Consider the following 11,710-nt stretch of genomic DNA (forward strand, 5'->3'; position numbering starts at 1 on the left):
AGAAGGCCGTGGTGGTCGCCGGCGACATCAAGGAGGAGAGCCACTGCAAGGAGCTGGTGGCACGGGCGCAGCAGGAGTTCGGCAAGCTCGACATCCTGGTCAACAACGCAGCGCATCAGGCGACCTTCGAGAAGATCGAGGACATCACCGCGGAGGAATGGGACGTCACCTTCCGTACCAACCTCTACAGCCAGTTCTACCTGTGCAAGGCGGCGATCCCGGTGATGAAGCCGGGCAGCTCGATCATCAACACCAGCTCGATCAACGCCAAGAACCCTTCGCCGACGCTGCTGGCCTACGCCACCACCAAGGGTGCGATCGCCAACTTCACGGCGGGCCTGGCGGGCCTGGTCGCGGAGCGGGGCATCCGGGTTAACGCGGTGGCGCCGGGACCGATCTGGACGCCGCTGATCCCCTCGACCATGCCGCCGGACAAGGTCGAGAGCTTCGGGCAGAACACCCCGCTCGGCCGTGCCGGCCAGCCGGTCGAACTGGCGCCTGCCTACGTCATGCTGGCCTCGCACGAGAGCAGCTACATCACCGGTGCGGTGATCCCGGTCACTGGCGGGCGGCCGATGCTCTAACGAGGCTGCGGCGGGCCGGCCAGGGGGGCCGGCCAATCCGGCAGGGTCCGGCCGGCGTAGCCAGCAGAAGGCGGCGTGTCGCGGCAGGAGGTGATCGGATGGCCAGGTCGGGCAGCGTCGGGTCGGCAGGGCTCCTGGGACTGGCGGCGCTGGCGCTGGCTGCCTGTACGGGGCCTGAGCCCTTGCCGGTCGAGGCCGGCTACGGGCCGAACCCGACCCTGCCGGAGCCGCGCGCCTCGCTGGTGCCAACGGTCAAGACCGCCGCCGTGATCGGCTGGACGAAGCAGGCGACGCCGATACCCGCACCGGGCTTCGCGGCGGCGGCATTCGCGCGCGAGCTGGAGCATCCGCGCTGGTTGTACGTGCTGCCCAATAGCGACGTGCTCGTCGCGGAAAGCAACGCGCCGCCCAAGGAAAGCTCCGGCTTCCGGGACTGGGTGGCCGGCCTGGTCAAGGCCTCGGCCGGTGCCGGGGTGAAAAGCCCCGACCGGATCATCCTGCTGCGTGACGCGGATGGCGACGGGGTGGCGGAAATCCGCACGACCTTCCTGGACAACCTGTTCTCGCCATTCGGCATGGCGCTGATCGGCAGCGACCTCTACGTCGCCAATGCCGACGCGGTGCTGCGCTTCCCCTATCGCCCGGGCGAGACCAGGATTACCGCGGCAGGCGAGAAAATCGCCGACCTGCCGGGCGGGCCGATCAACCATCACTGGACCAAGAACATCCTGGCCAGTCCGGACGGGACCAGGCTGTTCGCGACGGTGGGCTCGAACAGCAATGTCGGCGAGAATGGCATGGAGAACGAGGAGCGGCGCGCGGCCATCCTCGAGATCGAGCTCGCCACCCGCACGGTCCGGGTGTTCGCCAGCGGCCTGCGCAACCCGAACGGCCTAGCTTGGCAGCCGGCCTCGGGCCAGCTCTGGACCACGGTCAACGAGCGCGACGAGATCGGCGACGACCTGGTGCCGGACTACCTGACCTCGGTGCGAGACGGCGGCTTCTATGGCTGGCCCTATAGCTGGTACGGCCGACATGTCGACGTGCGGGCGCAGCCGCCGCGCCCGGACCTAGTGGCCCAGGCGATCGTGCCCGACTATGCGCTGGGCGCGCACACAGCCTCGCTGGGCCTGGCCTTCTACGAAGGCGACATGTTCCCGGAACGCTACCGGGGCGGCGCCTTCATCGGCCAGCATGGTTCCTGGAACCGCTCGGTGCCGAGCGGCTATCAGGTGCTGTTCGTGCCGTTCGACGCGGCGGGCCGGCCGGACGGGCCGCCGGAGCGGTTCCTCACCGGCTTTTTGAACGAGGCCGGCCAAGCGCATGGCCGGCCGGTGGGTGTGGCGGTGGACCGGGCGGGTGCCCTGCTGGTGGCAGACGATGCCGGCAACGCGGTGTGGCGGGTGACCACCGCGCATGGAACCGCACAGGTCGTTCCTGCGTCTTAAGGAGCATCACGGCGACCTTTGGGTCCGCCGCCACCCTTCGGAGCCTTGCATGGACGTCCTGCGCATCCTGATCGCGATTCTCCTTCCGCCGCTCGGCGTGTTCCTGCAGGTCGGCCTCGGTCTCCAGTTCTGGATCAACATCCTGCTGACCCTGCTGGGCTACATCCCCGGCATCATCCATGCCGTGTACATCATCGTGAAGCGCTGACCAGCGCCCGGGATCGTGAAGCGCTGATCAGCGCTCCGGCCAGGCCCAAGTCGGTGGCTCGGTGCCAGGCAGCACGGTCTCGCCGAGCTCCTTACACAGCGAAAGATGCCGGCAGGCAGGCTGGGCCGCCAGCGCGCCGACCAGGGCGGGCGCGTGCGAGACGACGACCAGCTGGCTGCGCTCCGCCGCCCGGCCGATCAGCCGGGCCAGCGGTGCGAGCAGGTCCGGGTGGAGGCTGGTCTCGGGTTCGTTCAGGATCATCAGTGCGGGCGGGCGGGGCGAGAGCAGGGCGGCGGTGAGCAGCAGGTAGCGCAGCGTGCCGTCGGACAGCTCCGTGGCCTTGAGCGGGCGGAGCAGGCCCGGCTGGCGCAACTCCACCTCCAGATAGCCGTCCGTGCCGCCGATCGCGAGGGCGGCGCCCGGGAAGGCGTCGTCCAGGGTCGCGCGCAGGCCGGCACGGTCACCGATCTCGACGATGGTCTGCAGCGCTGCCGCCAGGTCCGCGCCATCATGCGCCAGGACCGGCGTGAAGGTGCCGACCTGCGGCCGGCGCGACGGCGCGTTCCGGTCGGTCGGCAGATGGTCGTAGAACCGCCAGGCCGCCATCCGCTCGCGCAGCAGCAGCAGTTCCGGCGCCTGGCGGGGGTCGGCGCAGTGGGTCATCATGCTGTCGGCGGAGGCGAGATCGGTCATGGCCTGCCGCCATACCCCCCGATCGTCGCGCAGCCGCACGGATGGGCCGCGCCGCTCGGCAAAGCAGCTGGCGCGGCGGAGCAGTTCGCCGGTCCAGACACTCTCGGCCTTGATCTCCGGATCGCGGGCAAAGGCGGAGGTCGAGGGCTTAGGCAGGCCCAGATCGATCGCATAGCCATAATCGGGGCTGGCGAAGCCCAGCTTGAGCCCGACCGGCTGGCGGCGCACCGTGCCCTGCACCGGCACGGTGCCGGTCTTCATCCCGCGTGAGAAGGCTTCCGGCCCGGCCCAGAGGGTAGAGGACAGGCCGCCCTCGGCGGCGAGCGAGGCCACCACTCGGCCCTGCGCCAGATCGGCCAGGAGGCGCAGGGCCCGGTACAGGCTGGACTTGCCGCTGCCGTTGGCCCCGGTAACCAGGTTGAGCGGCCCGAGCTCCAGGCGCAGGTCGCGCAGGGAGCGGTAGCCGGAAACAGCGAGGCGGCTGATCATGGCTGCTGCACAGCGAAACTGCGACGGAAGGTCAAGCGGCGGATTGAGGGTGAGCCTGCACCCGCTGGCCCGAATGGCGCTGTTCCGGCATCTTGCGGTGATAAACCCGAGGTGAGGCTTTAGCGATGGCGACCAAGATCTTCGTCAACCTCCCGGTCAAGGACCTCGACCAGTCGATGGTGTTCTTCCGGGGCCTGGGCTTCGACTTCAACCCGCAGTTCACCGACGAGACCGCCGCCTGCATGGTCATTGCCGACGACATCTTCGTCATGCTCCTGACCGAGCCCAAGTTCAGCGAGTTCACACCCAAGCAGATCTGCGACACGCACACCAGCACCGAGGTGCTGATCGCGCTGTCCCGGGACAGCCGGGAGGCGGTCGACCGGATCGTGGCAGCCGCCGTCGCCGGCGGAGGCAGCACCTACAGGGAGCCCAAGGACCATGGCTTCATGTATTACCACGCCTTTTCCGACCTGGACGGGCACAACTGGGAAGTCATCTACATGGAACCGGATACCGTTCCGCCCGCCTGAGTGGAAGCGGCCAGGACGCGGTGCCGGCACTGGCGATTGATCCGGATCAAGGCCCGGCCGAGGTTGACCAACTAGATTCCGGGAACAACGGGGCGACCACAACCGAAGGAGTTGATGCCATGGCCAAGATGAAGGCGGCGATCTTCGTCGAGAAGAACCGCATCGTCCTGGACGAGAAGCCCATTCCCGAGGTGGGGCCGCTCGATGCGCTGATCCGGGTGACCACGACCACGATCTGCGGCACCGACATCCATATCCTCAAGGGCGAGTACCCGGTCGCCAAGGGGCTGACGGTCGGGCACGAGCCGGTCGGCATCATCGAGAAGCTGGGCTCGGCCGTGCAGGGCTACCAGGAGGGTCAGCGCGTGATCGCCGGTGCGATCACGCCCAGCGGCTACACCAATGCCTGCCTGTGCGGCTGCGGCTCGCAGGACGGGGTCGGCACCAGGCACGGCTTCAGGGCGACCGGTGGCTGGAAGTTCGGCAACACGATCGACGGCTGCCAAGCCGAATACGTGCTGGTGCCGGACGCGATGGCCAACTTGGCGCCGGTGCCGGACGGCCTCACCGACGAGCAGGTGCTGATGTGCCCGGACATCATGTCCACCGGCTTCTCGGGCGCGGAGCGCGGCCAGGTCAGGATCGGCGACACGGTGGTGGTGTTCGCACTGGGGCCGATCGGGCTGTGCGCGGTGGCCGGCGCCCGGCTGATGGGGGCCGCCACCATCATCGGCGTCGACACGGTGCCGGCCCGTCTGGAAGTCGCGCGGGCGATGGGCTGCGACCAGGTGGTCGACTTCAAGGCCGGCGACCCGGTCGACCAGATCATGCAGATCACGGACGGGCGGGGCGCGGACGTCGCGATCGAGGCGCTGGGCACGCAGGGCACCTTCGAATCCGCGCTGCGGGTGCTCCGGCCGGGCGGCACGCTTTCCAGCCTGGGCGTCTATTCCGCCGACCTTCGCATCCCGCTGAATGCGTTTGCCGCGGGCCTGGGCGACCACACCATCGTCACCACCCTCTGCCCGGGCGGCAAGGAGCGGATGCGCCGGCTGATGGGCGTGATCGAGACAGGGCGAGTCGACCTGAAGCCGCTGGTCACCCACCAGTTCAGCCTGGACCGGATCGAGGAAGCCTATGACCTGTTCGGCCACCAGCGCGACGGCGTGCTCAAGGTCGCCATCAAGCCGTGAGGCTGCGGCACTCGGCTTGAACATGGGGGCTTGCTGCCGATCTTGATGGGAAGGGCGCAACCGCCCGCGGGGACTGCCGCAGTTGGGAGATGCTCCATGCCCAATCCCATCAGACAACGCCCACCCTCCGGGCAGCTACGTCAACGGCGCCCGGCCGTGCGTGCACGGCCGCGGCCGCGGCGCTTGTCGATCGAAGAGCGCGAGCGCCTGCTCGACGAAGCGCTGCTGGAGAGCTTTCCTGCCAGCGACCCGGTCTCCTCGCTGGAGTTCAGCTGACGGAGCCGTCAGCTACCGCGCGCTCCCTCGGGAGGAACCAGGGCAGGTGCTGGCCGTTGGAGGCGCATGAGCGAGGAACCCTTCAGCGACGATCCGGCGGAGCCTCGGAGAGGAGCCGTCCGGGTCGAGGTCCAGCTTTCGGCGGACACCATGGCGCTGCTCGACCGGTGGCGGAGCACACGTCCGGAGCGGCCGAGCCGCTCCGACGTGATCCGGCAGATCGTCGAGGCGGCGCTGCACGAGCGCGGTGAACCGGTGCTGCCCGGGCCGGAAAAGCTCGAGCAGGTGATGCGCTAGCCTGCCCGGCCAGCTGGGGCAGCCGCCCGCCTACTATTCATGGCGGTCATGGCAGCCTCGCGGCCGCCAAGACTTTCCTCCCTAACGATCATAGCAGGTGTCGCAGCAAGCCGGCGCTGACCATCGTTCGCGACCTGCGCATCCTTCTGCACCTGTCACGCCCCGGCATCCGCCACGCGCGGCGGCCGGGGTTGGCTCCTGCCCGGCATGTCGCCATCCTGGAGACGGCCCGTCAGGGCGTGCCGGACCGGGCGGCCCTGGTGATGTGCGAGCATCTGCTGGCTTCCCGGCGCAGATTGTTGGACTAGAAGCCGGCACGGTGCGGGTGCCCAGAAAGATCCGGCCGGGAAGTGCTAGGGAGGTTTGACGAAAATGCTGAAACAACTGGCGGTCGCCCTGACGGTGACCACCGCCCTCTTGGCTTCGGCCGTGGCAAAGGCGGAAACGCTCCGGTTCGGCCATGCCAACGCCCCGGGCGAGGTCTTGCACGACCTGTTCAACGAGTTCGCCGAGAAGGTGAAGGAGCGCACCAACGGCGAGCTGGAGATCCAGGTCTTCCCGTCCGAGCAGCTGGGCAAAGAGGTCGACCTCATCCAGCAGGTGAAGTTCGGCGCGCTGGACATCTCCGCACCCAGCATGCCGTCCATGGCGGGACTGGTTCCCGCGCTCGAGATGGCCAGCACGCCGTTTTTGTGGACGGACTGGGCGGAAGCCGAGGAGGTCCTGCGCGGGCCCGCCTTCGAGCCGCTCTGGGACGAGCTGCGCGACCAGCACAACATCGTGCCGCTGACCAAGATCTCCTACTGGGGCTGGCGCAACTTCACCTTCACCGACCGCGAGGTGCGCAAGCCCGAGGACATGGTGGGCCTCAAGATCCGTGTGCCGGAAAGCCCGATCTGGGTCGAGATGATCCGCGCGTTCGGTGCGGCACCCACGCCGATCCCGTTCGGCGAGGTCTATACCGCCCTGCAGCAGAAGACGGTGGACGGGCAGGAGAACCCGATCCCGACCATCTACTCGCGCAAGTATTATGAAGTGCAGGGTGTGCTGACGCTCGACCGGCACATGCTGCAGAACAACACGATCGTGATCAGCAAGATCACCTGGGACCGGCTCTCCGAGGAGCACCAGAACATCCTGCGCGAGGAGACGGAGGCGATCTCCAAGAAGAACTCCGAGCTGCAGCAGGGCCGCGAGCGCGACATGCTGGAGGAGATCCGCAAGTCCGGCCGCACCAAGATCATCGAGGACGTCGATGTCGAGGCGTTCAAGGCGGCGATGGAGCCGGTCTATCCGCAGCTCGCCGAACGCTGGGGCCAGGAGCACTGGCAGCGCCTGCAGGATGCGATCGCCGAAGTGCGCAAGCAGTAACGGAATCCGTCCATGTCCGCCGCCTGGCTCGTGCGGCTGGACGATGCGCTGGCCCGCGGCGAGGACCTGTTCCTTGCCGCGACCCATGCGATCGTCGCCGGCCTCGTCATCGCCGCCGTCTTCTTCCGCTACGTGCTGAGCGACCCGCTGGTCTGGTCGGAAGAATTCATTGTCATCGTGTTCACCTGGATGCTGTTCGTCGGTCTCTCCAGCGGCTTTCGCACGCGCATGCATCTGCGGGTCGATGCGCTCCTGGTGGTCCTGCCCGAGCGTTGGCGGAGCCTGCTGGGCACGATCGCGGTGCTCGCCACCCTCGTCACGCTCCTGGCACTGGTCTGGTTCGGCATCCAGCTCACCATGACCATGTACGGCTCGCCCACGCCGATGATGCGCATCTCGTCGGCCTGGGCGCTCAGCGCCGTGCCGGCGGGCGCCGGGCTCTCCTGCATCCACATCCTGCGCCACGCCGTCTGCGACGGGCTGAAGCGCACGCTCTGGCCAGACGACCTGATCGGGGCCGCTGAAGAGGAAGCGATCTGATGCTGGTCCTGGTCCTCGCCTTCGCGATCCTGGTTGCGGTCGGCACGCCGGTCGCCATCGCCATGATCGCGTCCTCCGGCCTCGTCATCTGGCAGGAAGGCATCCCGCTCTCCCTGGTGGTCCAGCGGGTCTTCGCCGGGCTGCAGTCATTCCCGCTCCTGGCCGTGCCGCTGTTCACCCTGGCGGGCTCGCTCATGAACGAGTCCGGGATCAGCGAGCGGCTGTTCGCCTTCACCCGCGCCATTGTCGGGCATATCCGCGGCGGGCTGGCGCAGACCGCGATCGTCGGCAACGTGTTCCTGTCCGGCATCTCCGGCTCGTCGATCGCCGACACCGCCGCCACCACGCGGGTGCTGACCCCGCAACTGGAACGCAACGGCTACAGCCGGGCGTTCGGCGCGGCGCTCTCGGCCTCGGCCGGCACACTGGGGCCGATCATTCCGCCCTCGATCCTGATGGTGCTCTACGCCTGGCAGGCCAACGTCTCGCTGGGGGCGCTGTTCATCGCCGGCCTGGTCCCGGGCGTGGTGATGGCGGGGGCCATGGCCGCCGTCATCATGATCCTGGCGCGGATCCGCAACTACCCGACCTCGGGCGAGTTCCGGGCGAGCGTGCTCTGGACCACCTTCAAGCGCGCCATCTGGGCGCTGCTGATGCCGGTCATCATCATTGTCGGCTTCCGCCTGGGCGCGGTCACCGCCACCGAGATCGCCGGTGTGGCCGCACTCTACTCGGCACTGGTGGGCATCTTTGTCTATCGCACCCTCAAATGGTCGAGCCTGCCGCGCATCCTGACCACCACGGCGCGCGAGACCGCCGTGATCCTGATCATCGCGGGTGCCGCATCGCCGTTCAGCTGGATCTTGGGCATCGAGCAGGCGCCGCAGCTCGTGGTGAACACGCTGACCGCGCTCAGCTCCGAGCCCTGGGTGATCCTGCTGATCCTGAACGTCGCGCTGCTGGTCGTCGGCATGTTCGTCGAGACCATCGCGGTCATGATCATCCTGGTGCCGATCCTGATCCCGCTGCTCATCACCCTGCAGATCGACCTGGTGCATTTCGGGATCGTGCTGCTGGTCAACTTGGTTGTCGGCCAGCTCACCCCGCCGGTCGGCGTGCTGATGTTCGTCTCCATCACCATCGCCAGGGTGACGATGGGGCAGATCCTGCGCGAGATCTGGCCGTTCTTCATCGGCCTGATCGTGGCGCTCGGCCTGATCACCTACCTGCCGGGCCTGAGCCTCTGGCTGCCGCACGTGCTGGGCTTCTGAGGCCGAGCCCTTGCCCCCTCGGCCCTTGGGCCGGGCGCCAAGCGCGGCTAGACCGCGCGAGGCGCCGCGGCGCAAAGGGCCAGAAGGGACAGGAAACCCATGCAGATCAACGCCATCAATCTTGCCGACCGGGTCGCGATCGTCACCGGCGGCGCCCAGGGCATTGGCCAGGTGGTCGGCCGGCGCTTCCTCGACTCCGGGGCAAAGCTGGTCGTCTGGGAGGTGGTCGCCGGCCGGCTGGCCAAGGCGGTGGAGGAGTTCGCCGCCATGGCCGGGGCCGAACGGGTTCATGGCGAGGTGGTCGACATCGCCGACGAGGCGGGCGTGGCGGCCGCGGTCAGGAACACGGTGGCGAGGTTCGGCCGGATCGACATCCTGGTGAACAACGCGGCCCTGGTCGGGCCGAACGCGACGCTTGCCGACTATCCGAGCGATGCCTGGAAGAGCGTCATCGACGTGGACGTGAACGGCACCTTCTACTGCTGCAAGCACGTCGCCCCGGTGATGCTGGCCCAGGACTATGGCCGGATCGTCAACATCGCCTCGATCGCTGGCAAGGAAGGCAACCCGAACGCCGCTGCCTACAGCTCGGCCAAGGCGGCGGTGATCGCGATGACCAAGTCGCTGGGCAAGGAGCTGGCCAAGGCGAACATCGCGGTGAACTGCGTGACGCCCGCCGTGGCGCGCACGCCGGGTGCCATGGAGCAAGCACCCGAGCATATCGAGTACATGCTGGCCAAGATCCCGCGCGGGCGGTTCCTGGAGCTGGGCGAGGCGGCGGCGATGATCGCCTGGCTGGCGAGCGAGGAGAACTCGTTCACGACCGGGGCGGTGTTCGACCTGTCCGGCGGCCGGGCCACCTACTGACGGACCGCTTGCCACGCAGCCATCATCTGGTTGAACTATTCCACATTTTCAGGGAATGAATTAGATACGCCTGCCGGGAATCGGGCGCATCCTGCATTCACCGTTGTGGCATCGCACGATCCTGACTCAGCCAACGGCCCTGGAGCTTCCGGGTCCGGTTCGGCCGTCCCGGGCGGCGATGCCCGGACGGTGTCCCGCCGGCTGGAGGCCGGGGTCGGATCCCTTGGCGCGGAGGAGTGATTGCCGGCAGCACCGATACCTGCGGACGAGAACCTGCGCCTGGATTCGCTGCGGGCCTGCCAGATCCTGGACACGCCAGCCGATCCCCGGCTGGACGCGATCACCCGGCTGGCGGCACGGCTGTACGACGTGCCGATCGCGCTGGTCACGCTGGTCGACGAAAGCCGGCAATGGTTCAAGTCGGCGGTGGGCCTGCCCGCCGGCAGCCAGACGCCACGCACGCAATCCATGTGCGCCTATACGCTGCTCGATCCTGATCGGTCGCTGCTGATCCCGGACACACGGGTCGACCCGCGCACCGCAGACAACCCGGCGGTCACCGGGGCGATGAACGTGCGCTTCTATGCGGGCATCCCGCTACGCGCCGAGGACGGCCATGTGCTGGGCACGCTGTGCATCGTCGACACGCGGCCGCGCCAGCTCCGGCCGGGTGAGCTGGACGATCTCGTGGACCTGGCGGCCAGCGTCACCGGGATCCTCGCCTTGTACCGGAGCATGGCCACGCTGCGCCAAAGCGAGGTGGAGGCACGGCGGCTCGCTGTTGCGGCGGAGGAGGCGCGGCGCGAAGCCGAGGCCGCGGCGAGCAGCCGGTCGATGTTCCTGGCGACGATGAGCCACGAGATCCGCACCCCGCTTACCGGCGTGCTCGGGATGGTCGATCTCCTGGCCGAGGAGGCGCTGACCGATCGCCAAGCGCATTATCTGCGCTCGATCCGCACGTCGGGGCGCCACCTGCTCAGCGTGGTGAACGAGATCCTGGACTATTCCCGGATCGAGGCCGACGGCCTGGTCCTGGAGGAGGTCGACTTCACCCTCGAGGAGCTGGTGGAGCAGCTCCGTTCCATCCTGGGCCCGCAGGCGGCCGATCGCGGCCTGCGACTGGATTTCGACCTGCCGGACGGGCCTTTGCCGGTGCTGCGGGGCGATCCCACCCGGCTGCGCCAGGTCCTGGTCAACCTGATCGGCAACGGCCTGAAGTTCACGAGCGAGGGCGGGGTCCGGCTGGGGGTCCGGCTCGGCCCGGCCGACGAGGCTGGGTGGCGGGTGACCTTCATGGTCGCCGACACCGGCATCGGCATCCCCAAGGAACGGCAGGCCGACCTGTTCAAGCCGTTCAGCCAGGCGGAGCTCTCGACCAGCCGCCACTATGGCGGCACCGGCCTGGGCCTCGCGATCTGCGGCAGGCTGATCGCCGCGATGCGCGGGCAGATCACGCTGGACAGCGTGCCGGACAAGGGCAGCACCTTTCATGTCTACGTGCCGCTCGGTGCCGGCGCCATGCGGCCGGCGGCGAGTGCCGCACGCGAGGCGGTGCCGGGAGGCAGAGCGCTGGACGTGCTGGTGGCCGAGGACGTGGCAGTCAACCGCGACCTGCTCCAGACCGTGCTGGCGCGCCACGGCCACCGGGTCGAGTTCGCCGAGAACGGCGCGGAGGCAGTCGGGAAGCTGAAGGAGCGGGCGTTCGACGTCGTGCTGATGGACGTGCAGATGCCGGTCATGGACGGGATCGAGGCGACCCGCCGGATCCGCGCCAGCCAGGCACCCGCCAGCCGTGTGCCGATCCTGGGCCTGACCGCCAACGTCATGGCCGAGGAGCGCCAGCACTGCCTCGCCGCGGGCATGGACCAGGTGCTGAGCAAGCCTTTCGTCTGGCCGGAGCTGCTGGCAGCCCTTGGCGGCATCGGCGGCTCCACCCAAGG

At 68.4% G+C, this 11,710-nt stretch carries 12 protein-coding genes; 11 read left to right on the top strand and 1 reads right to left on the bottom strand.

The annotated features are described in order from the left end of the window. The 3 genes from EQG76_RS17120 to EQG76_RS17130 all read left to right on the top strand — a co-directional run. The coding region (locus EQG76_RS17120) for an SDR family oxidoreductase (protein WP_159715609.1) at positions 1-584 on the top strand (584 nt) is incomplete at its 5' end. Positions 585-682: 98 nt separating this feature from the next. Continuing rightward, positions 683-2,032 (top strand): PQQ-dependent sugar dehydrogenase, encoded by a 1,350-nt coding sequence (locus EQG76_RS17125; RefSeq protein WP_159715610.1) that lies wholly within the window; start codon positions 683-685, stop codon positions 2,030-2,032. Between the two features lie 49 nt (positions 2,033-2,081). Continuing rightward, the gene (locus tag EQG76_RS17130) at positions 2,082-2,240 is read left to right on the top strand and encodes a YqaE/Pmp3 family membrane protein (protein WP_159715611.1); all 159 of its coding nucleotides are present in this window, start codon (positions 2,082-2,084) and stop codon (positions 2,238-2,240) included. A 27-nt stretch (positions 2,241-2,267) separates the two neighbouring features. Here the strand turns inward: EQG76_RS17130 and EQG76_RS17135 are convergent, their stop codons facing one another. After that, the gene (locus tag EQG76_RS17135; RefSeq protein ID WP_159715612.1) at positions 2,268-3,422 is read right to left on the bottom strand and encodes an AAA family ATPase; all 1,155 of its coding nucleotides are present in this window, start codon (positions 3,420-3,422) and stop codon (positions 2,268-2,270) included. Positions 3,423-3,547: 125 nt separating this feature from the next. On the opposite strand from EQG76_RS17135, the gene EQG76_RS17140 reads away from it, so the two are divergent. The 8 genes from EQG76_RS17140 to EQG76_RS17180 form a co-directional block, all read left to right on the top strand. Beyond that, on the top strand, positions 3,548-3,955 hold the full coding sequence (locus EQG76_RS17140) for a VOC family protein (RefSeq protein ID WP_159715613.1): 408 nt from the start codon (positions 3,548-3,550) through the stop codon (positions 3,953-3,955). A 119-nt stretch (positions 3,956-4,074) separates the two neighbouring features. Next, complete coding sequence (locus tag EQG76_RS17145) at positions 4,075-5,148, top strand: NAD(P)-dependent alcohol dehydrogenase (RefSeq protein WP_159715614.1); 1,074 nt, start codon at positions 4,075-4,077, stop codon at positions 5,146-5,148. A 342-nt stretch (positions 5,149-5,490) separates the two neighbouring features. Then, positions 5,491-5,721, top strand: coding sequence for a hypothetical protein (locus EQG76_RS17155; protein ID WP_159715616.1), 231 nt, complete (start codon positions 5,491-5,493; stop codon positions 5,719-5,721). Between the two features lie 372 nt (positions 5,722-6,093). Beyond that, positions 6,094-7,092: a TRAP transporter substrate-binding protein gene (locus tag EQG76_RS17160; protein WP_159715617.1), complete on the top strand. Its 999-nt coding sequence runs from the start codon at positions 6,094-6,096 to the stop codon at positions 7,090-7,092. A gap of 12 nt (positions 7,093-7,104) precedes the next feature. Further along, positions 7,105-7,632, top strand: a complete 528-nt coding sequence (locus tag EQG76_RS17165) for a TRAP transporter small permease (RefSeq protein WP_159715618.1) — start codon at positions 7,105-7,107, stop codon at positions 7,630-7,632. Beyond that, positions 7,632-8,903, top strand: coding sequence for a TRAP transporter large permease (locus EQG76_RS17170; RefSeq protein WP_159715619.1), 1,272 nt, complete (start codon positions 7,632-7,634; stop codon positions 8,901-8,903). Before EQG76_RS17165 ends, EQG76_RS17170 begins: the two co-directional genes overlap by 1 nt. Before the next feature lie 99 nt (positions 8,904-9,002). Further along, positions 9,003-9,770 carry an SDR family NAD(P)-dependent oxidoreductase gene (locus EQG76_RS17175; RefSeq protein ID WP_159715620.1) on the top strand — a complete coding sequence of 256 codons (768 nt, stop codon included), beginning with the start codon at positions 9,003-9,005 and terminating at the stop codon, positions 9,768-9,770. A gap of 240 nt (positions 9,771-10,010) precedes the next feature. Next, positions 10,011-11,710 (top strand): GAF domain-containing hybrid sensor histidine kinase/response regulator (locus EQG76_RS17180; RefSeq protein ID WP_159715621.1); only part of this gene is annotated, 1,700 nt, incomplete at its 3' end.

It is taken from the genome of Geminicoccus flavidas (assembly GCF_009806515.1).
In the GTDB taxonomy this organism is placed as follows: Bacteria; Pseudomonadota; Alphaproteobacteria; order Geminicoccales; family Geminicoccaceae; genus Geminicoccus; species Geminicoccus flavidus.

Coding starts and splice junctions, on each gene's coding strand:
- EQG76_RS17165 (WP_159715618.1), top strand. CDS start 7,105: ATGTCCGCCGCCTGGCTCGTGCGGCTGGACGATGCGCTGGCCCGCGGC.
- EQG76_RS17140 (WP_159715613.1), top strand. CDS start 3,548: ATGGCGACCAAGATCTTCGTCAACCTCCCGGTCAAGGACCTCGACCAG.
- EQG76_RS17170 (WP_159715619.1), top strand. CDS start 7,632: ATGCTGGTCCTGGTCCTCGCCTTCGCGATCCTGGTTGCGGTCGGCACG.
- EQG76_RS17135 (WP_159715612.1), bottom strand. CDS start 3,422: ATGATCAGCCGCCTCGCTGTTTCCGGCTACCGCTCCCTGCGCGACCTG.
- EQG76_RS17130 (WP_159715611.1), top strand. CDS start 2,082: ATGGACGTCCTGCGCATCCTGATCGCGATTCTCCTTCCGCCGCTCGGC.
- EQG76_RS17145 (WP_159715614.1), top strand. CDS start 4,075: ATGGCCAAGATGAAGGCGGCGATCTTCGTCGAGAAGAACCGCATCGTC.
- EQG76_RS17160 (WP_159715617.1), top strand. CDS start 6,094: ATGCTGAAACAACTGGCGGTCGCCCTGACGGTGACCACCGCCCTCTTG.
- EQG76_RS17175 (WP_159715620.1), top strand. CDS start 9,003: ATGCAGATCAACGCCATCAATCTTGCCGACCGGGTCGCGATCGTCACC.
- EQG76_RS17125 (WP_159715610.1), top strand. CDS start 683: ATGGCCAGGTCGGGCAGCGTCGGGTCGGCAGGGCTCCTGGGACTGGCG.
- EQG76_RS17155 (WP_159715616.1), top strand. CDS start 5,491: ATGAGCGAGGAACCCTTCAGCGACGATCCGGCGGAGCCTCGGAGAGGA.